The 22,716-nt window shown below is 68.8% G+C and carries 17 protein-coding genes; 6 read left to right on the forward strand and 11 right to left on the reverse strand.

Going from position 1 to position 22,716, the window contains the following annotated elements:
• Positions 1 to 5 precede the first annotated feature (5 nt).
• Together ACNI3Q_RS12800 and ACNI3Q_RS12805 are read right to left on the reverse strand one after the other, a co-directional pair.
• Positions 6 to 329: an RNA-binding S4 domain-containing protein gene (locus ACNI3Q_RS12800; protein WP_426277252.1), complete on the reverse strand. Its 324-nt coding sequence runs from the start codon at positions 327 to 329 to the stop codon at positions 6 to 8.
• Entirely contained in the window at positions 322 to 2,826 is a 2,505-nt protein-coding gene (locus ACNI3Q_RS12805) for a helicase-related protein (protein WP_426277593.1), read from the reverse strand. Before ACNI3Q_RS12805 ends, ACNI3Q_RS12800 begins: the two co-directional genes overlap by 8 nt.
• A gap of 290 nt (positions 2,827 to 3,116) precedes the next feature.
• Between ACNI3Q_RS12805 and ACNI3Q_RS12810 the strand changes: the two genes are divergently transcribed.
• Positions 3,117 to 4,544 (forward strand): M23 family metallopeptidase, encoded by a 1,428-nt coding sequence (locus tag ACNI3Q_RS12810; protein ID WP_426277254.1) that lies wholly within the window; start codon positions 3,117 to 3,119, stop codon positions 4,542 to 4,544.
• Between the two features lie 12 nt (positions 4,545 to 4,556).
• Here the strand turns inward: ACNI3Q_RS12810 and ACNI3Q_RS12815 are convergent, their stop codons facing one another.
• Positions 4,557 to 4,940, reverse strand: a complete 384-nt coding sequence (locus tag ACNI3Q_RS12815; RefSeq protein WP_426277256.1) for a hypothetical protein — start codon at positions 4,938 to 4,940, stop codon at positions 4,557 to 4,559.
• Positions 4,941 to 5,024: 84 nt separating this feature from the next.
• On the opposite strand from ACNI3Q_RS12815, the gene ACNI3Q_RS12820 reads away from it, so the two are divergent.
• The gene (locus ACNI3Q_RS12820; protein ID WP_426277258.1) at positions 5,025 to 5,522 is read left to right on the forward strand and encodes a TetR/AcrR family transcriptional regulator; all 498 of its coding nucleotides are present in this window, start codon (positions 5,025 to 5,027) and stop codon (positions 5,520 to 5,522) included.
• Here the strand turns inward: ACNI3Q_RS12820 and ACNI3Q_RS12825 are convergent.
• The 5 genes from ACNI3Q_RS12825 to ACNI3Q_RS12845 form a co-directional block, all read right to left on the reverse strand.
• Positions 5,519 to 7,192, reverse strand: a complete 1,674-nt coding sequence (locus ACNI3Q_RS12825) for an ATP-binding protein (protein ID WP_426277259.1) — start codon at positions 7,190 to 7,192, stop codon at positions 5,519 to 5,521. The genes ACNI3Q_RS12820 and ACNI3Q_RS12825 overlap by 4 nt on opposite strands.
• An 81-nt stretch (positions 7,193 to 7,273) precedes the next feature.
• Positions 7,274 to 8,053 carry a TIGR02186 family protein gene (locus ACNI3Q_RS12830; RefSeq protein ID WP_260020131.1) on the reverse strand — a complete coding sequence of 260 codons (780 nt, stop codon included), beginning with the start codon at positions 8,051 to 8,053 and terminating at the stop codon, positions 7,274 to 7,276.
• A gap of 2 nt (positions 8,054 to 8,055) precedes the next feature.
• Positions 8,056 to 8,967, reverse strand: a complete 912-nt coding sequence (locus tag ACNI3Q_RS12835; RefSeq protein WP_426277261.1) for a sulfite exporter TauE/SafE family protein — start codon at positions 8,965 to 8,967, stop codon at positions 8,056 to 8,058.
• Positions 8,968 to 9,052: 85 nt separating this feature from the next.
• Positions 9,053 to 10,117, reverse strand: coding sequence for a hypothetical protein (locus ACNI3Q_RS12840; RefSeq protein WP_426277263.1), 1,065 nt, complete (start codon positions 10,115 to 10,117; stop codon positions 9,053 to 9,055).
• Positions 10,114 to 11,511: a glycosyl transferase family protein gene (locus ACNI3Q_RS12845; protein ID WP_426277265.1), complete on the reverse strand. Its 1,398-nt coding sequence runs from the start codon at positions 11,509 to 11,511 to the stop codon at positions 10,114 to 10,116. The genes ACNI3Q_RS12840 and ACNI3Q_RS12845 overlap by 4 nt, the downstream gene beginning before the upstream one ends.
• Positions 11,512 to 11,659: 148 nt before the next feature.
• Here ACNI3Q_RS12845 and ACNI3Q_RS12850 point away from each other — a divergent pair, with 148 nt between their 5' ends.
• On the forward strand, positions 11,660 to 17,398 hold the full coding sequence (locus tag ACNI3Q_RS12850; protein ID WP_426277267.1) for an alpha-2-macroglobulin family protein: 5,739 nt from the start codon (positions 11,660 to 11,662) through the stop codon (positions 17,396 to 17,398).
• 177 nt (positions 17,399 to 17,575) lie between these two features.
• Positions 17,576 to 19,690 (forward strand): penicillin-binding protein 1C, encoded by a 2,115-nt coding sequence (gene pbpC / locus ACNI3Q_RS12855; RefSeq protein WP_426277269.1) that lies wholly within the window; start codon positions 17,576 to 17,578, stop codon positions 19,688 to 19,690.
• A gap of 43 nt (positions 19,691 to 19,733) precedes the next feature.
• Here pbpC and ACNI3Q_RS12860 read toward each other — a convergent pair whose 3' ends face one another.
• The gene (locus ACNI3Q_RS12860) at positions 19,734 to 20,258 is read right to left on the reverse strand and encodes an RcnB family protein (protein ID WP_426277271.1); all 525 of its coding nucleotides are present in this window, start codon (positions 20,256 to 20,258) and stop codon (positions 19,734 to 19,736) included.
• Between the two features lie 110 nt (positions 20,259 to 20,368).
• A complete protein-coding gene (locus ACNI3Q_RS12865; protein ID WP_426277273.1) occupies positions 20,369 to 20,854 on the reverse strand; it encodes an outer membrane protein assembly factor BamE in 486 nt (161 codons plus the stop codon).
• Positions 20,855 to 20,982: 128 nt separating this feature from the next.
• Between ACNI3Q_RS12865 and ACNI3Q_RS12870 the strand changes: the two genes are divergently transcribed.
• Both ACNI3Q_RS12870 and ACNI3Q_RS12875 read left to right on the forward strand, forming a co-directional pair.
• On the forward strand, positions 20,983 to 21,504 hold the full coding sequence (locus ACNI3Q_RS12870) for a ubiquinol-cytochrome C chaperone family protein (RefSeq protein WP_426277275.1): 522 nt from the start codon (positions 20,983 to 20,985) through the stop codon (positions 21,502 to 21,504).
• Positions 21,501 to 22,028 (forward strand): YceD family protein, encoded by a 528-nt coding sequence (locus ACNI3Q_RS12875; RefSeq protein WP_426277277.1) that lies wholly within the window; start codon positions 21,501 to 21,503, stop codon positions 22,026 to 22,028. Before ACNI3Q_RS12870 ends, ACNI3Q_RS12875 begins: the two co-directional genes overlap by 4 nt.
• Before the next feature lie 4 nt (positions 22,029 to 22,032).
• Here the strand turns inward: ACNI3Q_RS12875 and ACNI3Q_RS12880 are convergent, their stop codons facing one another.
• On the reverse strand, positions 22,033 to 22,665 hold the full coding sequence (locus ACNI3Q_RS12880; protein ID WP_426277279.1) for a TetR/AcrR family transcriptional regulator: 633 nt from the start codon (positions 22,663 to 22,665) through the stop codon (positions 22,033 to 22,035).
• Positions 22,666 to 22,716 lie beyond the last annotated feature (51 nt).

The raw sequence follows: 22,716 nt of genomic DNA on the forward strand, positions 1-22,716 counted from the left end.
TTCTGCTATGCGGCGCTGTCGGGCGCGTCAACGGGGTTGGCATCGCCGGTGACAAGGTTTTCGTAGCAGCCAACCGCTTCTGCAGGCGGCCCGCGCCGGTGGGGCAGGGCCGTGACCCGCACCACGCGCACCTGGCCGTGCAGCGGAAAGGCGATGATCGCGCCGACGCGGACGGCGGCATGGGCACGGTCGATGCGCCGCCCGTCAAGGCGCAGGCGGCCGCCCTCTGCCAGCGTCTGGGCCAGGCTGCGCGATTTCGTCAGCCGCGCATACCAGAGGAACCGGTCGAGCCGCATCGACGGCCCGTGATCGCCCGCCCGGTCAGCCATTCAGCATCAGTTCTGCCAGCCCCGAAAAGGCATTGCCGGGGCGGGCGACGGGTTCGGCACGGGCACGCGGCGGGCGGCGGCGGCCATGCCAGACCCAGCCGGGTTCCTGCCCGCGCCGCCGAAAGCCGAGCGCGGTCATCAACCGGTCCTGCGACGGTGCGGTCAGGCCGATCGAGGTGGCGAGCGCCATGGGTGGTTCGAACGGCTGATCCGCGGGGGCGGCGACCCGCGCGTCGTGGATGCCGCGCGCCAGTCGCTCGACCAGGTCGATCCGCACCGCCTGATCCCCGATGCGGCGATAGCCGGGTGCAGCATCGCCCGATACGGCGACCACCGTCGCACCGGCAGGGGCGGGTGCGGGCACCGGCGACCCCGCTGCCCGAAACAGGGCATGGCGAAGGCGTGCGGCCTGCGGCTTCAGCATCCGGGGATCAAACAGGTCGAGCGTGCCGATGGTGACCCCGGCGCGGCGGAGCGCATGGCGCGCCGGGCCGGGCAGCGTGTCCACCGCCGCCGCCAGGCCATCGCGCGGGGCGATGCCCAGGCCATCGAGCAGCGCCGCCGCCACGACGCGCACGCCGGGCGGCGCATCCATGGCGCTGGCCAGCGCGGCAAGGGGGGCAAGGCCGGGCAGATGCCGGTTCAGCTGATCCGCCAGCCAGCGGTCCAGCCTGCCCTGAACCAGATCGCGGGCGCGGGCGGGCAGGGCAGCGGTCGCCCGGTCCAGCCGGACGCGCGGGCGATGGGCGGCAGGGCCGACGGCCAGGGCAGCGACCGGCACGTCGTTCCAGGCGATCCGGGGCTGACCCGTGCCGTCGACGGTCAGCGAGAAGGCCGCGTCCGGCGACGCGGCAAGGGCATCGGCGCGTGCGGCAAGTTCGCCCGCAAGCCGCTTTTCGGCCGCCGCCAGCAGCATCCGCTTGTCCGACGCGCGGGCATCGGCCGCGACCTCGAACCGGAAACCGCTGAGGCGGCCCAGCGGCTCGCCCTCCACGCTGACTGCGCCATCGGCATCGACATCGACCGGCAGGGCGGCGGGATCGGCCCCGATCTGGCGCAGCAGCACGCTGGTCCGACGGTCGACAAAGCGTTGGGTCAGACAGGCGTGCAGCGCGTCGGACAGGCGTTCCTCGATCGCGCGGGTCCGTTCTGCCCAATGGGCCGGGTTTTCCAGCCAGTCGGACCGGTGGGCGATATAGGCCCAGCTGCGCGCCGCGGCGATCCGCCCGGCGATGGTTTCCACATCGCCGCCCAGCCGGTCCAGCCGGTCAATCTCCTGCGCAAACCAGTCCTGCGGGATATGGCCCGTCCCTTCCGACAGGTGGCGGAACAGGCGGCCGACGAAGCGGGCATGGGGATCGGGGCCTAGCTTGCGGAAATCCGGCAGCCCGCACGCGGCCCACAGGCGGCGGATCATGGCGGGATGGCGCGCGCGGTCGCGGACCCAGCCTTCGGCGGCCAGCCGCTTGAGCACGGCAAGGTCCACCGCCTCTGGCGCGGCGCGCAGCACGGGATCGGCGGGCCGCCGTTCAAGGCTGTCGATCAGGGCGTCGATGCTGGAAAAATCGGGCGCGCCGTTGCGCCAGTACAGCTGTTCCAGCGGCGGCACGCGGTGCCCCTCGATCGCCAGCACCTCTTCCGGCTGAAACGCCTCCGGCCCGTCCTCGTGCAGCGCGCCAAAGGTGCCGTCGCGCTGATGCCGGCCGGCGCGCCCGGCGATCTGCGCCATCTCGGCGACGGTCAGACGGCGATGGCGGCGGCCGTCGAATTTGTGCAGCGAGGCAAAGGCGACATGGCCGACATCCATATTGAGGCCCATGCCGATGGCGTCGGTGGCGACGAGATAATCGACCTCGCCCGCCTGAAACATCGCGACCTGCGCATTGCGGGTGCTGGGCGACAGGGCGCCCATGACGACGGCGGCCCCGCCGCGCAGCCGCCGGAGCGCCTCTGCCACGGCATAGACCTCCTCTGCGCTGAACGCGACGATGGCGCTGCGCCGGGGCAGGCGGGACAGCTTTTTCGCGCCGGCATAGCTGAGCGTCGAAAAGCGGGGCCGGGTGATGATTTCGGCATCCGGGATCAGTGACCGGACCATCGGGCGCAGCGATTCCGACCCGAGGATCATGGTTTCGTCGCGCCCGCGCACGTTGAGCAGGCGGTCGGTGAACACATGGCCGCGTTCGGGATCGGCACCCAGCTGCGCCTCGTCCAGCGCGACAAACCCCACGCTGCGGTCGGTCGGCATGGATTCGGCGGTGCACAGCAGCCAGCGGGCATCGGGGGGCAGGATTTTCTCCTCACCCGTGATCAGTCCGACCTGGTTCGCGCCCTTGATTCGGACCACGCGGTCATAGACTTCGCGCGCCAGCAGGCGGAGCGGAAAGCCGATCATGCCGCTGGAATGGCCGCACATCCGCTCAATCGCCAGATGAGTCTTGCCCGTGTTGGTCGGCCCCAGCACGGCAGTGACCGGTCGATGCGCGAACTGGGCCATAGCCATGCCAAGATTGGCCATCCCGATGCCCATGGCAACCGGCATTGCGCGATTTAAGCGATCGGTTGCCGGTTCCGCGTCCCGGTCGCCCGGCCAGCGGCACGGTTCGTCGCAGGCAGAGCCGTTACTGGGCCGGGTTAATTTGACTTTAGGACCTTTGCTTCACAGAAATCATGCCGGTCCAGCGACCGGAATGGGTTGCCGGATCAACGGGTTGGGGGTGCGGGTTTTTGTTCCTGCGGGGCGAGCATGAATGGTTGGACGGCGGTAGCGGCGCTCAGGGCGCTGCGGTGCCTGCCCTGCGCCTTCGCCGTCCGGCCTGGGTCGAGACGCTGGCCGACCGTTTTCCCGACTTCGATCCCTTTCCCGACCTTGGCTCGCGCATTGGCAGCGGCGAATGGTATCGCGGCGCCGCAACCTGTGCCGGGATGCTGGCGCTTGCCTGGCTGTTGTCGCCGGGGTTTGAGCGGCCGATCCTGGGCCGCGCGCCCGCGCCGCTGGCCGGGGATGCACTGGATCAGGCGCGCAGCCAGGGCGTGACTGCGCTGGCGCTGGGCGCGAACAGCGGAACGCGCATGGGCGCGACCGCCGCCGCACGGCCGCTGAACGACACGCCCGAACGCCCGGTGATCGATGTCAGCGGAACGATGAGCGGTTCGTTCGAACGGTTCCTGACCCGGTCGGGCATGGCCGATGACGAGGCCGCGCGCGTGGCCGCCATGGTCGGCGATGCAGTGCCGCTGGATGCGATCCGGCCGGGCACCCGCATTGCGATGAAGCTGGGCCGCCGCCCGGAAAAGGATGCCGCCCGGCCGCTGGAGATGCTGGCATTTCGTGCGCGGTTCGATCTGGCGATCGACGTCAAGCGAACCGATGGCGGCGCGCTGGCGCTGAAGCGCATTCCCATCGCCATCGACAATACGCCGCTGCGCATCCGGGCACGGGTGGGCGGCAGCCTGTATCGTGCGGCGCGTGCCGCCGGTGCCCCGGCCCGCGCGGTCGAGGCGTATATCCGCGCCATGCGGCTGCGCCTCCCCATGTCGCGGATCGGCGCCAATGACCAGTTCGACCTGATCGTCGAGCGGCAGCGGGCGGAAACCGGCGAGGAGCGGCTGGGCAAATTGCTCTATGCCGCGATCGACCAGGGCAACCGCCAGATCCAGCTGGTCCGGTGGGAACAGGGCGGCCGCACCGAATGGTTCGATGCCAAGGGCGTCGGCGAAAACCGCGGCGAGATGGCGCGGCCCGTGCCGGGCGCGGTGTCCAGCGGTTTCGGCGCGCGCTTCCACCCCGTGCTGCGTTATCGCCGCCAGCATAACGGCCTGGATTTCAAGGCAAGCTATGGCACGCCCATCCGCGCCGCCTCCAGCGGCGTGGTTGCCTATGCCGGGTGGCATGGCGGCCACGGCAAGTTCGTGAAGGTCAATCACGCAGGCAGCCTGGCCACCGGCTATGCCCATATGAGCCGCATCGCCGTCAGCCCCGGCACGCGGGTCAGCGCGGGGCAGGTCATCGGCTATGTCGGATCGACCGGCCTGTCGACCGGCCCGCACCTTCATTACGAGGTGTATCGCGGCGGCCGCCCGGTGAACCCGGCCAATTTCAAGTTCACCGTCCAGCAACAGCTGAGCGGCGGCGAACTGCGCGAGTTCCGCGCGATGCTGGCCCGGCTGATGGCTGTCCCTACGGCGAATGGCGGGCGCGCCGGAAAAGAATAAGCAGCAACCGGATCAGCCCCGGCGCTGTTCCAGCCACAGGAGTCGCGCCAGCATTGGCAGCAGCGCCAACGATGCCGTGGCCAACACGGCTATCGCCCAGGGCAGGATCGACATACCCGCCGCCCGCGCCCGGGGTGCGATGAGGAAAAAGCTGATTGAAACGGCGATCAGCAGGTCAAACCACACCTGATTGCCGGCCATCGTGGTCGAATGATTGATCCAGAACTGGATCACGCCTTCCTTGGCGATCGTGGCGCTCGTGAACAACGCAAAAGCTGCGGTCAGGACGACGAGGAACGGGATGGTGCGAACCGTATGGCGGTTTGCTGCAATGGCCAGGATGACAATGGTTGCCCCGAAATAGGCGATCAACAGCAGGGTCTGAAAAACGGCCATCACTGCATCCTGTTTGCAAACGTAGCAGTTGCTACATACGGACACGATTTGTAGCGACTGCTACATCGAATGCAAGAGGTGGCGATGCGATACAACAGGGCAGTTCTGCTGGACCGAATGGCGGATCATGTGCTGGCGCATGGCCTTGGGCAGGCAACGCTACGACGGCTGGCCGCGGCATCCGGCACGTCGGACCGGATGTTGCTGTATCATTTCCAGTCGAAGTCCATGCTGGTCGCCGCATTGCTGGATCATCTGGCATTACGGATGAAGGCGCTGCTGGACGCGGCCGTCACGCCAGCGACCTTTGAGACGGAAGCAGCGCTGGTCACCGTGACCGTGGGGGCGATGCGATCGCCGCTCTTTTCCCCCTATATTCGCGTATGGCTGGAGATCGTCGCCGCAGCGGCAGGCGGCGAGAGTGCGCATCGCGAAACCGGCGAGCGGATCGCGCGACTTTATCTGCAGTGGCTGGCGATGCGGCACCCGGATGGCGAGCGTGGCGCGCTGAATGCCCTGAGGCTGATCGAGGGTACGATTTTGCTGGATGCCATCGGTTTTGCCGATCAGCCAGCGGCTTAGCGCCCCTGTGACCGCCAGCGTTTGATGGTGCGGGCGATGATCTCCTCATCCCCGCCCGACTGACGCCAGAGGTCGGAGAAGACGGGGTCTTCGGATGCGGGCCGGCGATGTTCCTCAAGATTGTCGAACGCCACGCGCACCGGGGTCGACACACCCTCGCCGCAGACGATGCATTCGCGGTTGCGCAGCGCCGGGATGGAATCGAGGAAGCCACGCGCCCCTTCGGGCATGGCGGCGCGGACGAACGCCTGGTCGCGTTCGTTGTTCAGGCGCATCGAGATGATCGTGCCGACCTGGGACAGCACGCCTTCGGCAAGGTCCGATGGCCGCTGCGTGATCAGGCCGAGCGAGACGCCGTATTTGCGGCCTTCCTTGGCAATGCGGCTGAGGATGCGGCCGACCGAGCTGGCATCGGCGTGCCGTTCGTTCGGGATGTAGCGGTGCGCCTCTTCACAGACGAGCAGGATCGGGCGCTGCGGTTCGTTGCGCGACCAGATGGCGAAATCGAACACCATCCGGGCCAGCACGGCCACCACGACCGAGGTGATTTCATTGGGCACGCCGGAGACGTCGATGATCGAAATCGGCTTGCCGTCGCTGGGCAGGCGGAACATCCGGCCGATGAACTGCGCCATGCTGTCGCCGACCAGCATGCCGGAGAACATGAAGCCATAGCGAGGATCGGACTTGATCTCGTCCAGCTTGCCCTTGAGCCGCAGGAACGGCGCGGTGTCCGTCGCCTTGTCCATCTTGCCCATCTCGTTCTGGATGGCGGTCGACAGGTCGGACAGCAGATAGGGGATCGGCGCATCGACGGTCAGCTTGCCGACCTCTTGCGCGATCCGGTTCTTTGATTTGGCGGCGATCAGGCAGCGGGCGAGGATGTCGGCATCCACCTGTCGATCCGAGCCGGTCGAGGTGAGCAGCACCTCGCAATGTTCGGCAAAGTTCATCAGCCAGTAGGGGATCTGAAGATTGCTGGCGTCGAACAGCGCGCCATTGGTCGAAAAGGCGGTCGAATATTCGCCGTGCGGGTCGATCATCACGATATGACCCTGGGGCGCCATGTCGCAGATGCGGTGCAGGATCAGCGCGGCGCTGGTCGATTTGCCGGTACCGGTCGATCCCAGCAGCGCGAAATGCTTGCCCAGCAGCGCATCGACATAAAGCGCGGCGCGAATGTCGCGCGTGGGATGGACAGTGCCGATTTCGATATTGGGCCGGTCCTCGGTCGCATAGATTTGCGACAGGTCGACGGTCGACACGGGATAGACCAGCGTGCCGGGGGCGGGATAGCGGGTGACGCCGCGACGGAACCGGAACAGCCGACCGGTCAGCTTTTCCTCGTCCCCCTCGCCCAGAAAGTCGATCTGAGCCGACAGTTCATTATGTTCGGCATTGGTCAGGCGGGTGTTGCGGACGGTGGCGACCAGCCAGACCGATCCGGCGCGCAGCTTGATCTGGCTGCCGATCTGTCCGGCATGGGCCAGGCCGCTGTCGGCGTTGCCGGACAGGGCGGCGAGGGCATTGCCGTCGAGCACGATTTCGCCCGAGCCGCCGGAAACAGAGGTAAGCATCCCGACCGGTTGAGCCACCGCGGCAACCGCGCCGGCCGAACCGCCCGCTGTCACCGCCGGTTCAAATCCGCGCGCACCCTGCATGTCCGCCATTCGTTCCGATCCCACCCCATTGACCCTGCGCCTTTTGCAGAACAGGCGTAAAGATATGGTTGTCGGACGATAACCGGATGCTCACCCTGTGCGGATGCGCTGCCACAACTGGCCCGCCAGCCAGCCCAGCCCGAGCGACAGGGCGACCGCGACGATCCCGTACAGGAACGACCATTGATCGGCGGCGGCGGCAACGAAGCGTTCAAAGCCGGATTTGCGGATTTCGATATCCCGGACCGCAGCCGCCAGCACGCGTCCATCGCGGATCAGCAGCGTTTCGGCGGTAAACCGGCCAACGGGCACGCGCGCGGGGATGGCCAGGCGGGCGCGATAGAGCACGTCCTCGGTGATTTCCACCGCACCCGGTGCCTCGTAATAGAGGCCGGCCCGACGCTTCAGGTCAACCAGGCCATCGGCAAAGCGGCGCTGCTCCTGCGGCGTGGCAGCGGTGATCGGCGACAGCTGCAGGCTGTCGAGGCCGAGTTCGTAAATCGCGCGGGTCCGCTCATCCACCACCTCGTCGATCGGGCGTGACGAAGCGATCGCGTAAAAGGACGGGGCGGATCGGTAGCGTGCGCTGTCCGCATTGACCCAGATGCCGGCAACCTTTCGCTTTTCGCGCAGTCGGATGCTTTCGGTCGGCCCCTTGACCACCACGACGATGTCCGCCGGTTCGTCCCCGCCGGGCACCCGGCCGCCGGGATAGAGGATCGCCCCGAACAGCAGCAGTTCCGCGCCGGTAAAGCTGTACACGATTTCGATATCGCGCTGCGACACGTCGGGCACCAGCACCGGCTTTGCCGCGCCCAGCGTCAGCGGCAGGGCGAGGGCAAGCAACACGGGGCGCAGCCAGCGGGCCATGGTCAGCCAAGCTCGATCGAATAGATCTCGTCCGGCCGCCAGGCGAGGCCGAGCAGCATCCGCGCCCCCACCGCCAGCACCAGGATGGCAAGCAGCAGGCGGAGATATTCCGGCTGGACCCGCTGGGCCAGCCGTGCGCCGATCTGCGCCCCGCTGACCGATCCGATCAGCAACAGGGCGGCCAGCACGATGTCCACCGCCTTGGTCGTCAGGGCGTGGACCATGGTGGCGGCCGCCGTGACGAACAGGATCTGGAACAGCGACGTGCCGACAACGACGCGCGTGCTCATGCCCAGCAGATAGATCATCGCTGGCACCAGCACGAAGCCGCCGCCGACGCCCAGCAGCATCGTCAGGATGCCGACCGCGATCCCCAGGACCAACGGCGCGATGGGCGAGATGTACAGGCCCGACCGGTAGAAGCGCCAGCGAAAGGGCAGCGCGGCGATCAGCGGCCAGTGCCGCTTGCGCAGCGGCTGGGGCGTGCCCGACCGCACCGCATTGAGCGAGGCGAGCGATTCCCACAGCATCAGCCCGCCGATCGATCCGAGCAGCAGGACATAGAGGATGTTGATCACTGTATCGATCTGGCCCGTGCCGCGCAGCCAGTCGAACAGCACGGCGCCGAGCAGCGATCCGACCACGCCGCCCAGCACCAGCACGCCGCCCATCTGAAGGTCGACGCCGTCGCGCTGCATATGCGCGATGACGCCGGAAACGCTGGCGCCGGTCACCTGACTTGCGGCAGAGGCGGCGGCGACGGTGGGCGGGATGCCATAAAAGATCAGCAGCGGCGTCGTCAGGAACCCGCCACCCACGCCGAACATCCCGGCCAGCAGGCCGACCGCGCCGCCCAGCAGCACGATGACCAGCGCATTGACCGACAGGTTGGCGATGGGAAGGTAAAGGTCCATGTCCGACGACCGATAGCGCGATCACCGGGCAGGAAAAAGGCGCGATGGTGGCGTTCGCCGCTTTCCGCCGCAGGACCGTTGCCCGCTAGAAGTCCAAACCGACGGTCAGGGCCGGGCCACTGTCGGGGGCGGCGTCGCCCGCAACGCGTTGCCGCCAGTCGAGCGCGATCCGCACCGGCTGTGGCCCCAGGCGCACGGTCGCAACCGCGCTGGGCCCGATATCCAGCCGCGCGGCATCGCGCTGAGCGCCGCCCCACACCCCGCCGCCAAGCGAGATGCCACCCCCGACCGGGCGCAGTGCGCGGGCCGCCCCATCGGCATAGGGTTGAATCCGGTCGCGGACCAGTGCGCCGCCCTGGCCATAGAGTTCGACCGAAACGCCGCCGCCGACCGGGCTTGGCCCCATGCCCATCACGGCACCCGCGCCAACGGCGGTCCCGGCCACGCCGTCAATCGCATCGCGGCGCTCGGCAATCAGGGTGATCGGCGCGCGCACCGGCCGCCATTCGATGCCGGTGACCAATTCGCGGCCGGTTGTCGCCAGCGGCAGGTTGACGCCCGCCATCGCGGTCAGGGCGGGTCCGGCGACCGGATAGCGCAGCCGCGCGCCGGCCTGTGCCCCGCCAAGCTGCCCCTGACCGGCGACCGTGCTGCCAGAGCCGCCGCGCGCCACCAGCCAGGCGGAACCCGACAGGCCGCCGGGCCGGGGGCCAAGCGCCCCGGCATCCGGCATCAGGCGCGGGCTGCTTTCCGGCGCCACGAGATGGATGGGGTCGATCAGGGCGATGGCGGCACTCGCCATGCGGATGCGGTCGGGTTCGGCCACGTGCGCCGGGGTGTGGATGGCGAGCAGTCCGGGGACAGGATTGCTCGCGGGCGCCAATAGCCGGGGCGCGATCTGCGGGGCTGGCGCAAGAGGAACGGCGCGGGGCAGGGCGGCCTGTGCCGCCGCCGGGCCGGGCAGGGCGGCCATCAGGTCCGTCTGCGCCACCAGTCGTTCGACCATCGTGCCGCCCGGCACGCCCTGCCGGATCGCATCGGGCAGATTGCCCGTTTGCGACCAGAGGACGAGCACGCGCAGCGATACCCAGCCCGTCAGGACAAGGCCCGCAAAGCGCAGCGGGCGACCGGCGGCCTGGCCCAGGCTCATCGCGTGGCGCGATCCGGGGCGACGGGGAAGTGGTGCGCGGTCTTGTCCCAGTGCAGGCGCGCGCCGCGCAGCAACCGGAAATAGGCGAACAGCGCCCGCCGGGTGGCGAGCAGCGCGATGAAATTGCCGACAATCGCGCGAGGGGCGGACAACAGCGCCTGTCCCCAGCCATAATGGGCGCGTACGTGGATCGCGCGGACGATCAGCCGCCAGCCGAGCAGCACGGCATTGATGGGGATCAGCCAGGCGATCCACGGATCGGTTGCAGGAACCGGCACGCCGGCCAGCCAGTGTCCGACCCGCCCAACACCCCATCCCAGCAGCGCCAGATAGGCCGCAGCCAGCACCATCACGGCGATCAGCGTGCGCCGGTCGCGCATCCGCATCCAGTGATCCTGCCACTGCCGCGCGCGGCTCCACCCCGTCCGGTCCCATCCGGCCAGCGCGATGCCGGTGATCCACCGCGCCTTTTGCCGAACGGCCGCGTCGATGGTGTCGGGGAAATAGGCGCGGACCGCGACCAGCGGACCGCCGGGCCGCTCTGCCATGCGGACCAGCGCGCCCCGACCGCCCAGCCGGTGGATGGCAAGGCCCAGTTCGTAATCCTCGGTCAGGCTGTCCTCGTCGAACGGCTTGCCGCCGCGCGCGGTGGCGATGGCGACCAGCATGGAAAAGCGGATCGCGCAGCCCACGCCTGCCAGCGGCAGGCCGGCGCCCAGCCGTTCGCGCACAGGCAGCGACTTCAGATGCGCCTCGGCAAACTCGTCGGCATAATGGCCGGAGACAAAGGGGGATGCCGGATGAACCAGCGGCAGCACCGGGATCTGGACCACATCGTACCGGCCGATGTGATGGGCATAGACGGCCAGTTCGCCGGGATGCACCCAATCCTCTGCATCATGCAGCACGATCAGGTCGGCCGGATCGTTCCCCGCCGCCTGATCGGCAAGCAGCGCGGCCCATAGCTGATTGAGGCAATGCGCCTTGGTCGTCGGACCCGGACGATCGACGACAACCGGACGGACGCGAAGGTCGGTGCGGGCGATCGCGGTGACGGCGCCCATGGTGGCCGGATCGTTGGGATAGACACCGACATAGATGCGATAGCGCGAATGATCGAACCGGGCGAGCGCGCCCGACAGCATCGGGCCGATCACCTGCGATTCGTCCCAGGCGGGCACGAACACCGCGATCATCGACGGATCGGCGGGCACCGGCAGTTGCGACAGGGCGATGCGCGGGCGGCGCGGACCGGATATCCGGTCGCGCAGCAGATGCCAGCCATGGATGAGGTCGATGGACAGATCGTCGATCCCGCCGATCAGAAACCCGATCGCGGCGAATAACAGCATCTCATGCGTGAACGCATCGACCAGACCGAGCAGGAAGATCATCAATCGCCACACCCCCCAACCTGCGCGATTTACGTAGTTCAATGTTCACCGATAAATGACGAATGTAAACAAAGCACTGTCAGGCATTCTGGACACTGCTATGGTCCGGCCGGTAGTGCCGGTGGACAACCGGGCGGGAGGGATGCCCATGATGCTTGCAGTGCGCGTTGCGCTTGCCCTGGCCGTGATCGGCGTGCCGCTGGCCATGGCCGATGATGCCCCGCGCGTGACACTGGCGACGCCGGGTCTGGGCAACGGTGCGATCCAGCGCTTCACGCTGCGGTTCAGCGCGGCGATGGTGCCGCTGGGCGATCCGCGCGCCGCAGCGCCCGCCGCCATCGCCTGTCCGGTGGGGGGCGAGGGGCGCTGGGTCGATCCGCAAACCTGGGTCTATGATTTCGCCAGCGGCCTTCCCGGCGGCGTCACGTGCCGCTTTGACCTGCGCGATGGCCTGAAAAGTGCGGCGGGCTATGCCGTTGAGGGGACGCGCAGCTTCAGCGTGGACAGCGGCGGGCCGGTGGCGCGTGCGGTGCTGCCCGGCGGTTATGGCGGCGAGATCGAGGAGGATCAGGTGTTCCTGGTCGCCGCGAACCTGCCCGCATCGCCGGGGTCGGTGGGGGCCAATGCCTATTGCGCGATTGACGGCCTGAGCGAACGCATCCCGGTGGATGTGTTGGGCACGGATGCCGCCATCGACCTGTTGAAGAAATTGAGCAAGGACGACTGGCAAAGCCGCAGCTTCCTGTCGAACGCGGGGCTGCCCGAAACGGTGCCCGCCAGCGCGGATGAGGCGAAGCGGGCGCTGGCCGGGGTGACGGCGCTGCGCTGTCGCCGGCCATTGCCGCCGGGGCGCGACATGGCGCTGGTGTGGGGCGCAGGGATCGAGAGCGGCGGACGGACGGCGGGGGCGGACCAACGGTTCGATTTCACGGTGCGCAAGCCGTTCACCGCGCGCTTCGAATGTTCGCGCGTCAACCCGCAAGCCGGGTGCAATCCGGTGTCGCCGGGCTGGCTGCGCTTTTCCGCGCCCGTGCCCGCCGAGGTGGCGAAACAGGCGCGGATCGAGGTGCCGGGCGGCAAGGTGCTGACCGCCGCGATCACCGACGATGACAAGAACAAGGCGATGGTGAGCGAGGTTCGCTTTGCCGCGCCCCTGCCCGAGGCGGTGGCCGCCAAACTGGTCCTGCCCGCCGGGGTCAAGGACGAGAGCGGCCGGCCGCTGAGCAACGCCGAACGCTTTCCGCTGGAGGTGCGGTTCGACGAGGCGCCGCCGCTGGTGAAGTTCGCAGCACCGTTCGGGATCGTGGAGGCGAAGGAGGGCGGCACGTTGCCCGTCACCATCCGCAATGTCGAAAACCCCCTGCCGGGCAGCAATGCCGCGCTGGCCGGACAGGCGCTGCACGTTGCGGGATCGGATGCCAGCGTCGCCAAATGGCTGCGCACCATCGACGAGGCCGATGATTACAAGAGCCATGAGGAGCAGCGCGGCGGCGAGACGGTGACGGTCAACGACACCGGATCGAAGCCGATCCTGACCGGCGGGGCGGGCAAGGCGTTCAACCTGCCCCTGCCCGCAGGCGGCAAGCCGATGGAGGTGGTGCCGATCGCGCTGGGCAAGCCCGGATTCTATGTCGTCGAATTTGCCAGCCCCCGGCTGGGCGCGGCGCTGCTGGGCCGCAATGCGCCGCGTTATGTGGCGGCGGGTGCGCTGGTCACCAACATGGCGGTGCATTTCAAATGGGGCCGGGGCGGATCGCTTGCCTGGGTCACCGCGCTCGATACCGGCAAGCCGTTGGCGGGAGCGGAGGTGCGCGTCACCGACAGCTGCACCGGGGCCGAGCTGGCGCGCGGGCGCAGCGATGCACAGGGACGCGCGGCGTTTGCCAAGGGGCTGCCGGAACCGGAAACCTATACCGATTGCGGCCCGTCGAGCGAGGCGCATCCGTTGATGATTTCCGCTCGCGCGGGCGATGACATGAGCTTCACCCTGACCCAGTGGGGCGAGGGCATCCGCCCCTATGACTTTGACCTGCCGTTCGGCTGGTCGGCGCGGGAGGAGGTGATCCATACCGTGTTCGACCGCGCGCTCGTCAAGCAGGGCGAGACGGTGAACATGAAGCATTTCGTGCGGATGCCGTCGCCGCGCGGATTCAGCCTGATGCCCGGATTTACCGGCAAGCTGGTGCTGAGCCATTCGGGCAGCGGGACGGAATTCGAACTGCCGCTGACGATCCGGCCGGGCGGATCGGGCGAGACGACTTGGGCGGTGCCGGCAGCCGCGCCGATGGGCGATTACAACCTGCGCTTCGTCAATGGCGACCGCACGATCTGGTCGGGCCAGTCGGTGAAGGTGGACGAATATCGCCTGCCCACAATGAAGGCGAGCGTCAGCGGGCCAAGCGCGCCGATGGTAAAGCCCAAATCGGTGCCGCTGGACCTGTTCGCCGGATATTTGTCGGGCGGGGGCGCGTCCAACCTGGCCGTCGATCTGCGCGTCGCGTTCATGGAGGGGGTTCGCCGGCCCAAGGGGTATGACGGATACAGCTTTGCCGGGCGGCGGATGGTGGAGGGCGTCAAGCCGCTGAACGGCGATGGCGAGGAGGAACTGTCCCCGCTGCCGCCGACGCAGATGCTGCCGCTGACCCTGAACGGCGAAGGGACGGCGCGGACCAGTGTCGATGTGCCCGCGACCCTTTCCGGCCCCACCGACCTGCTGGTCGAGATGGATTATGAGGACGCCAATGGCGAGATCCTGACCGCGTCGCGCCGGGTGCCGCTGTATGACAGTGCCGTCCAGATCGGGGTCAGGACCGATGGCTGGATGATGAAGGACGACGATCTGCGGCTGAAGCTGGTCGCGCTGGACCCCGGTGGCAAGCCGATCAAGGGACAGCGGATCAAGGTCGAGCTGTTCAGCCGCGAAGTGCTGACCGCCAGGCGGCGGCTGATCGGCGGCTTTTATGCCTATGACAACCAGATGAAGACGACGCGGATCGACGAGAGCTGTTCCGCGACCACCGACGAACTGGGGCTGGCCGAATGCCGTCTCGACCCCGGCGTGTCGGGTGAGGTCTATGCCGTTGCCACTGCCGAGGATGCGGATGGCAATGCCGCGGTGGCGGGCACGTCGGTCTGGCTGGCGGGTGAGGACGACTGGTGGTTTGGCGGCGACAATGGCGACCGCATGGACGTGATCGCCGAGACGCAGGAAGTGAAGGCAGGCGACAAGGCGCGGTTCCAGGTGCGGATGCCGTTCCGGTCCGCGACCGCGCTGGTCACCGTCGAGCGCGAGGGCGTGATCGACAGCTTTGTCACCGAACTGAGCGGCAAGGATCCCGTCGTCGAGGTGGCGATGCCCGGCGGCTATGCGCCCGAAGTCTATGTCAGCGTCATGGCGGTACGCGGGCGGATCGGCGGATGGTCGCTGTGGCTGGCCAATCTGGCGCGCGAATGGAACCTGCCCTTTTTCTCCCGCGAGGGCGCACGGCCGACGGCTTTGGTCGATCTGGCCAAGCCCGCATACCGGATGGGCGTGGCGCGGGTGAAGGTCGGCTGGGACGATTTCCGCATGGGCGTTGCGGTAAAGGCGGACAAGGAACGCTATGCCGCGCGCGACACGGCGCAGGTGGCGATCGCGGTGACCAACCCCGATGGCAGCCCGGCACGCGATGCCGATGTCGCGTTCGTCGCGGTGGACGAGGCGTTGCTTCAGCTTGCCCCCAATGAAAGCTGGGACGTGCTGACCGCGATGATGGGCGACCGTCCGCTGTCGGTGCTGACCTCTACCGCGCAGATGCAGGTGGTGGGCAAGCGGCATTACGGGCGAAAGGCCGTGGAGGCCGGCGGCGGCGGGGGCGGCGACCTGTCCGGCCTGAACCGCGAAAACTTTCAGCCGGTGTTGCTGTGGCGGGGTCAGGTGGCGCTGGACGCACAGGGCCGGGCGCGGGTTGCGGTACCGCTGTCCGATGCGCTGTCCGGATTCCGGCTGGTCGCGGTGGCGGGCGCGGCCGATGGCAATGCGTTCGGCATGGGCGAGGCGAGCGTGCGCACCGCACAGGACCTGTCGATCTTTGCCGGCGTGCCGCCGCTGGTGCGGGGCGGGGACCGGTATGCGGCGCAGTTCACCCTGCGCAACGGATCGGACCGCGCAGTGAAGGTGACGGCAGATGTGACGGTCAGCCCGCGCGTGGCAACGGGCCGCCCGATCAGCGTGACGATCCCGGCGGGCGGCGCGGTGCCGGTGGCGTGGAACCTGACCGCGCCGGGCGGCACGGGCACGCTGACCTGGACCGTCAATGCGCGCAGCGAGGATGGCCGGGCGGTCGACCGGATGACGGTGGTGCAGAACGTCGTGCCGCCGGTGCCGGTCGAAACCTGGGCCGCGACGCTGACGCGGGTGGGCGCGGGCGGCGACATTCCGATTGCGCCGCCTGTCGGATTCCTGCCGGGGCTGGGCGGGGTCGAGGTGACGCTGACCGACACGCTGGTTCCGCCGATGCAGGGCGTGCGCGATTACATGGCAGCCTATCCCTATACCTGTTTCGAGCAGCGGCTGTCCAGGGCGGTGGCGCTGGGCGATGTGGCGGCGTGGAACCGGCTGGCGGGGGAAATGCCCGCCTATCTGGATGCCGACGGCCTGCTGAAATATTTCCCGGTCGAGGGGATGAGCGGGTCCGAGGCGCTGACCGCTTATGTCCTGTCGATCACGGCCGAGGCCGGCCTGCCGCTGCCCGGCGGGTCGCGCGACCGGATGATCGCGGCGATGCAGGCGGTGCTGGACGGGTGGCTGCGGCGCGAGGACTATGGCGATGTGCGCATCCAGCGGATTGCGGCACTGGCGGCACTGGCCCGGGCGGGCGCAGCCAACGCTGCGATGCTGGGGCAGGTGGGCATGACGCCGGCGGAAATGCCGACCGCGACGCTGGCCGATTACCTGTCGGCGCTGGGGCGTATTTCCGGCCTGGCCAACGGGGCGGCACTGCGGGCGGCGGGCGAGGGCGAGCTTCGCAAGCGGCTGGCCTATGAAGGGACGCGGCTCGACCTGACCGATCAGGGACAGGCGGCATGGTGGATGATGAGTTCGGGCGACGAGGCTGCGATCAAGGCGCTGTCCGCGGTGCTGGGACGGCCCGGCTGGGGCGAGGATGGCCCGCGCATGATGACCGGCATCGCGTCGCGGCAACAGCGCGGGCATTGGGACACGACGACGGCCAATGCCTGGGGCACGATCCTGGCGCGGCGGTTCGCGGCCGCCTATCCGGCGGAGGCGGTGGCCGGGGTGACGACGGCATCGCTGGGGACCGCGCGGGTCAGCCGGAGCTGGCCGCTGGCGGCTTCGTCGCGGCTGCTGAGCTTCCCGCTTCCGCCCACGCGCGCGCCGCTGTCGCTGACGCAGAGCGGCGGGGCCGGGCCATGGGCCTTTGTCCGCGTCAAGGCTGCCGTGCCGCTGACCCGCCCGCTGGCGGCGGGATACCGGATGACCCGCAAGGTCGATGTGGTGCAGGCACGGACCAAAGGCGTGCTGACCCGCGGCGACGTGCTGCGCGTGACGCTGACCATCGAGGCGAGCGCCGAGCGGAGCTGGGTGGTCGTGTCTGACCCGATCCCGGCGGGCGCGACGGTGATCGGCGGCATGGCCAACCAGTCGGCGCTGCTGGGCGAGGGCGGAGAGAGCGGGGGCGCATCCCCCAGCTATGTCGAGCGCGGACAGGACGCCTGGCGCGCCTATTTCGCCTGGCTGCCTGCGGGCACGCACACCGTCAGCTACACCGTGCGGCTGAACGGCGCGGGCACGCTGCAACTGCCGCCCAGCCGGGTAGAGGCGATGTATTCGCCGGAAATACGCGCGGCGGTGCCGAACGGGGTTGTGACGGTGCGGCAGCGGTGAGGGGGCGGATCGCAGCCGTTCGCGACTGGCCCTCGGCCTTCGCGAGGAACGGTATGGTGCGACTGATGCGTGTCGGTTCCATCGTGCTGCTGCAAAGGCAGGAGCCCTGGGTTGTCTGGCGGTTGGCTTGGGGCTTTGGGCTTCTGCTTTCGCGGGAGTGCCGGGGGTGAGTGGGCGATGATCGCGCGCCGTCATGGGGGTCTGATCGCGCTAGGCTTCCTCGCCGCGCTGTATGCGGTGCTGAGCTGGCTGACCCTGCCGCCGCCCTTGCCTTCGCTGGCCAGCGTCAAGGCGAACTACAAGCCCTCCGAGGCGTGGCTGTATGACCGCAACGGGGTGTTGATCGACAGCGAGCGGGTGAATTTTGCGGCGCGGCGGCTGGCATGGGTGCGGCTGGGCGATGTTACGGCCGATGCGCGGGGGGCGATTGTCGGGGCGGAGGACCGGCGCTTTGCCGATCATGGCGGCGTGGACTGGTGGGCGCTGGGCGGCAGCATCCGCGACCGGGTGACGGGCGCGCGGGTGCGTGGGGGCAGCACGATTTCGATGCAGGTTGCCGCGTTCATCGCGCCCGACCTTGCCCGGCCGGGTGCGCGGGGATGGCGGGACAAGGTGCGGCAGATGCGTGCCGCATGGGCGCTGGAGCGGGCATGGGGCAAGGACGCGATCCTTGAGGTTTATCTGAACCTGGCTGGCTTTCGCGGCGAGGCGCAGGGGGTTGGCGCGGCGGCGCTGGGCCTGTTCGGCAAGACGCCGGGGGCGCTGACGCGGGATGATGGCGTGCTGCTGGCGGCGCTGCTGCCCGCGCCGGGGGCGGATGCGGCGGCGGTGGCGCGGCGGGCCTGTGCGATTGCCGGCCGGGGCGATTGTGCGCGGTTTCGCAGCGGGGCGGCGTCGATGCTGGGTCCGGCGCGCAGCCTGCGCCTTGATCCCGGTCTTGCCCCGCACCTGTCCGTGAGGTTGTTGAAAGCGCCGGGCGCGAAGGTGACGACGACGCTGGATGCGGGCGTGCAGCGCATGGCGATGGCGGCGCTGACCCGGCAGCTGAAGGGGCTGGGCGGATCGCGGGCGCGGGACGGGGCGGTGGTCGTGGCCGATACCGTGACGGGCGAGGTGCTGGCCTATGTCGGCGGGGTCGGCGGCGCGTCTACGGCGGCGGCGGTGGACGGGGCGAGTGCGTACCGGCAGGCTGGATCGACGCTGAAACCGTTCCTGTTCGCGCAGGCGATCGAGCGGGGATACCTGACCCCGGCATCCATCCTGGACGATTCGCCGGTGCAGCTGGACACGGCATCGGGCCTGTATGTGCCGCAGAATTACGACCGCGCGTTCAAGGGGCCGGTGTCGGCGCGGGTTGCGCTGGCCGGATCGCTGAACGTGCCGGCCGTGCGGACGTTGCTGCTGACGGGCGTGGAGGCGTTCCGCGACCGGTTGTGGGATACCGGCTATCGCGGGCTGACCGAGGACGGGCAATATTACGGCTATTCGCTGGCGCTGGGGTCGGCGGAGGTGACGCTGATGGAACAGGTCGCCGCCTATCGCAGTCTGGCGCGGGGCGGACAGTGGCAGAAGCTGCGGCTGACCAGGGGGGAGGCGGCAGAGGAGCCGCGCGCCGTCACCACGCCCGCCGCCGCGTGGATCGTGGCGGACATGATCGCCGATGCCAATGCCCGCGCCGCGACATTCGGCACCGACAGCGCGTTGCGGCTCCCCTTCTGGGCGGCGGTCAAGACGGGCACGTCAAAGGCGATGCGCGACAATTGGTGCATCGGCTTTACCGACCGGTACGTCGTCGGCGTTTGGGTCGGCAACCTGGAGGGTGATCCGATGCGCGCGGTGTCGGGGACCAGCGGCGCGGCGCCGGTGTGGCGCGATGTGATGCTGGCGCTGCACCGCGACCGGCCGGGGCGCGCGCCGCCAATGCCGCAGGGGGTGGAGCCGCAGCCCGTGCGCTTTGCCGCCGGACTGGAACAGCCAAGGCGCGACTATTTCCTGGCCGGCACGGGGATGAGCGAGGTGGCGCTGGCCCCGGCAACCGCGCGGCGGCCTCGGATTACCAGCCCGGTTTCGGGCAGCGTCTATGCGCTGGATCCCGACATTCCGGTGGATCGCCAGCGGCTGGTGATCGGCGTGTCAGGGGAGGTGGTCGGCCATCGCCTGATGCTGGACCGGCGCGATCTGGGCGCGGCGGACGGGCGGCCGATGGTGCTGGCCGGGCCGGGGGCGCACCGGCTGGCGCTGGTGGCGCCGGGTGGCCGGGTGGTGGATCAGGTGCTGTTCACCATGCGGTGACGGGTAAAAAGGGGCGGCCCCGAAGGACCGCCCCGATCAACGTTTACCAGAAGAAGTTGTTGTACACCCGGACGACCCCGCCGCGACGGGTGTCGACCAGCAGGACGTCGTCATAGTGACGGACATACTGGAAGCCGCGCGCCGGGGGCAGGCGATAGCGCCACGGATCGGAAATCCAGTAACGCTGGCCGAAATACGCGGGCGCAATCCGCGCACCATTGTTCCAGCGGTTGTAGCGGAACGGCGCGCGCCAGTTGCCGCGGGCATAGACGCCGCGATGGCTGGCCCGATAGTCGCGCCAGTCATTGTCGCGCCAGGCATGGTTGCGGTCGAACTGACGTTCCGTCCGGCGCAGATCGCGGGTTTCGCGGCGCAGGTCGCGGCGTTCCTCGCGGATGTCGCCCCGGTCGCCCCGGCGATAGGCGTCGCGCAGTTCGCGGCGCTCCTCGCGCACGTCGCGGCGATCGTCCCGCAGCTCGCGCCATGACTGGGCGCTGGCCGCCGTCGGCATCGCGGCCGCAGGAACGGCTACCGCCGCCATCAACAGCATCAGCATGGGCTTGCGCATCTTCAATTCCTCCTCATGCGCGGCGGTTCGGTCCGCCGCTGATGAGAGGAAGCTAGGCCGATTCGCCTGAACGGGCCGGGAATCGCCCGTTTAGCCGCGCGAAAGGAAGATTACTGGCCGGGGCCGCCGCCACCGGGGCCGCCAGCGCCGACGGGCGCACCGACCGTGCCGATATTGCCGAACAGATCCTCGAAAAAGCCGCGTTCCCGGCCAAGGGTCGGCGTCTTCTTGTCGCTGGGCGCGACAAACGCGACCTGATCCACCCCGGTCTTGTCGATCGCGGTGACGGTGCCGGCATCGTCAAAGGTGATGCGGATGGCGGTCTGTTCCACCGGACGCGGGCGGTTATAGGCCAGGTTCCGGCTGTCGCGGGACAGATAGATCCACTGCTTGTCGTTGAACTGCGCGACAAAGGTCGGGCTGCCCAGCGTCTGCGTGACCGAGTCGCGCGTGTCCACGCCCGGCTGGACCGAGTTCACCAGATCGGGATCGATGACATAGCCCTGATGGCTTTTCAGCTTGGTGCAGCCCCCGCTGACCAGCGCACCGGCAACCGCCAGCGTCAGGCCGAGCGCACGAACCGAAAGGAGCTTCATCGACACTTCTCCGCGAAAACCACAAGGCGGCGGCGCTATCCATTGCAACCATCGCCAGCCCGCTCAATATGCCGCCAATCATGGCGCCACAAGGGCGCAGTGGATGGAATGCCGAAAGGGCCGGTTGAATGAAACTGTTGGAACGCCTGTTCGGTGCAAAGGGAGAGCTGCCCGCGCAGCGTCCCTATGAGGTCGTGATCGCCCGCGCGCGGGAGCCGCACTGGTATCTGGACGGGCAGGTGCCCGACACGATCGATGGCCGGTTCGACATGGTGGCCGCGGTGCTGGCCATGTTGCTGTTGCGGCTGGAGGAGGAGGCGGGCGATGCGGCGGCGGTGCTGAACGCACAGCTTGCCGAGCGGTTCGTTCAGGACATGGACGGCCAGCTGCGCCAGATCGGATTTGGCGATGTCGTCGTCGGCAAGCAGGTCGGCCGCATGATGGGGATGCTGGGCGGCCGGCTGGGCGCCTATCGCGACGGGCTGGCCGAGGGGGATGCGCGGCTTGGCGAGGCGCTGGTGCGCAACCTTTATCGCGGCGAGGCGCCGGAGCCGGCGGCGCTGGATCATGTCGTGGCGGGCCTGTCCGCGTGGCGGCGGGCGTTGAGCCAGGTGCCGCTGGACGCCATTCAGCGCGGCGAATTGCCATGACGCCGGAATTCAGCCGTCCGCAGCGGATCGACCGGATCGGCACCGCGCCCACAACCGTGACGATCAGCGCAGAGGCGGACGAGCGGGAGCGGCTGGCCGCGCGGTTCGGCCTGATCGCCGTCGATACGCTGTCGGCCGAGTTTGCGCTGCGTCGACAGGGGGCGGACGTGCTGGCCGATGGGCGGGTGATCGCCGAGGTGGCGCAGCCCTGCATCGCAACCGGCGAGCCGGTGGCGGCGCGGATCGAGGAGCCGGTGTCACTACGCTTTGTGCCGGAAGCGGACCTTGATGCCGCCCCGGCGGACGAGGTGGAGATCGATGCAGAGGCGGCGGACACGCTGTTCTACACCGGCGGCGCGATTGATCTGGGCGAGGCGGCGGCGGAGACGATGGCGCTGGCGCTCGACCCCTATCCCCGCAGCCCTGCGGCCGAGGCGGCGCTGCGCGAGGCGGGGGTCAAGCGCGACGACGAGGTGGCGACGGGTGCCTTTGCCGGGCTGAAGGACTTGCTGAAGGGGGAGTGACCGGTCAGCTGCGGGGGGCAAGGCCGTTGGCCAGCAGGTCGGCAACACGGTCGGCCACCCCCTCCGGCGGTTCGGCATCGCTCCACACGCCATAGCGCAGGCCGAGGAACACGTTCATGCCCATGATCGCCCAGGCATGAACCTCGTCCACATCGCCGCGCACCTCGCCCCGCGCGGCGGCGGCGGACAGGCGGGTGCGGATGCGATCCGCCGTGGTGGCGTAATGGCGGCGGAAGCTGTCGGGATCGACAAATTCAGCCTCGTCGATGATGCGATAGATTTCCTTGTGCTCGCGCACGAAGCGGATGAATTCGAGCAGGCCCGCGCGTTCGGCGGCAAGTTGATCGGGCGCGGCGCGGATCGCCGGGGCGACCTGATCGCGTACCTGATCCGACATGTCCTGAACCAGCGCGCGGAACACGGCGTCCTTGCTGTCGAAATAGGTGTAGAAACTGCCCAGCGCGACGCCCGCGCGGCGGGTGATCCCGCTGATCGATCCGTCGTGAAACCCCTTTTCCCCGAACTCGGCGGCGGCCGCATCCAGGATCGCGCGCAGCGTGCGGCGGCCGCGCTCGGTCCGCGGTTCCTTGCCCGCACTGGCCGCCGATGCGCCCGCCGTTCCCGGTTCCGTCCCCATCCGGCTCCCTCCGATACATTCCCAAGTTGAAACCCGGTTCAGGTTTCAGTA

The organism is Sphingomonas eleionomae (assembly GCF_049889035.1).
Classification (GTDB): Bacteria; Pseudomonadota; Alphaproteobacteria; order Sphingomonadales; family Sphingomonadaceae; genus Sphingomonas.

What these genes read in the sequence shown, in the direction of transcription:
- ACNI3Q_RS12800 (WP_426277252.1), bottom strand. Translation starts at nt 329, where the DNA reads ATGGCTGACCGGGCGGGCGATCACGGGCCGTCGATGCGGCTCGACCGG.
- ACNI3Q_RS12805 (WP_426277593.1), bottom strand. Translation starts at nt 2,826, where the DNA reads ATGGCCCAGTTCGCGCATCGACCGGTCACTGCCGTGCTGGGGCCGACC.
- ACNI3Q_RS12815 (WP_426277256.1), bottom strand. Translation starts at nt 4,940, where the DNA reads ATGGCCGTTTTTCAGACCCTGCTGTTGATCGCCTATTTCGGGGCAACC.
- ACNI3Q_RS12820 (WP_426277258.1), top strand. Translation starts at nt 5,025, where the DNA reads ATGCGATACAACAGGGCAGTTCTGCTGGACCGAATGGCGGATCATGTG.
- ACNI3Q_RS12825 (WP_426277259.1), bottom strand. Translation starts at nt 7,192, where the DNA reads ATGGCGGACATGCAGGGTGCGCGCGGATTTGAACCGGCGGTGACAGCG.
- ACNI3Q_RS12830 (WP_260020131.1), bottom strand. Translation starts at nt 8,053, where the DNA reads ATGGCCCGCTGGCTGCGCCCCGTGTTGCTTGCCCTCGCCCTGCCGCTG.
- ACNI3Q_RS12835 (WP_426277261.1), bottom strand. Translation starts at nt 8,967, where the DNA reads ATGGACCTTTACCTTCCCATCGCCAACCTGTCGGTCAATGCGCTGGTC.
- ACNI3Q_RS12840 (WP_426277263.1), bottom strand. Translation starts at nt 10,117, where the DNA reads ATGAGCCTGGGCCAGGCCGCCGGTCGCCCGCTGCGCTTTGCGGGCCTT.
- ACNI3Q_RS12845 (WP_426277265.1), bottom strand. Translation starts at nt 11,511, where the DNA reads ATGATCTTCCTGCTCGGTCTGGTCGATGCGTTCACGCATGAGATGCTG.
- ACNI3Q_RS12850 (WP_426277267.1), top strand. Translation starts at nt 11,660, where the DNA reads ATGATGCTTGCAGTGCGCGTTGCGCTTGCCCTGGCCGTGATCGGCGTG.
- pbpC (WP_426277269.1), top strand. Translation starts at nt 17,576, where the DNA reads ATGATCGCGCGCCGTCATGGGGGTCTGATCGCGCTAGGCTTCCTCGCC.
- ACNI3Q_RS12860 (WP_426277271.1), bottom strand. Translation starts at nt 20,258, where the DNA reads ATGCGCAAGCCCATGCTGATGCTGTTGATGGCGGCGGTAGCCGTTCCT.
- ACNI3Q_RS12865 (WP_426277273.1), bottom strand. Translation starts at nt 20,854, where the DNA reads ATGAAGCTCCTTTCGGTTCGTGCGCTCGGCCTGACGCTGGCGGTTGCC.
- ACNI3Q_RS12870 (WP_426277275.1), top strand. Translation starts at nt 20,983, where the DNA reads ATGAAACTGTTGGAACGCCTGTTCGGTGCAAAGGGAGAGCTGCCCGCG.
- ACNI3Q_RS12875 (WP_426277277.1), top strand. Translation starts at nt 21,501, where the DNA reads ATGACGCCGGAATTCAGCCGTCCGCAGCGGATCGACCGGATCGGCACC.
- ACNI3Q_RS12880 (WP_426277279.1), bottom strand. Translation starts at nt 22,665, where the DNA reads ATGGGGACGGAACCGGGAACGGCGGGCGCATCGGCGGCCAGTGCGGGC.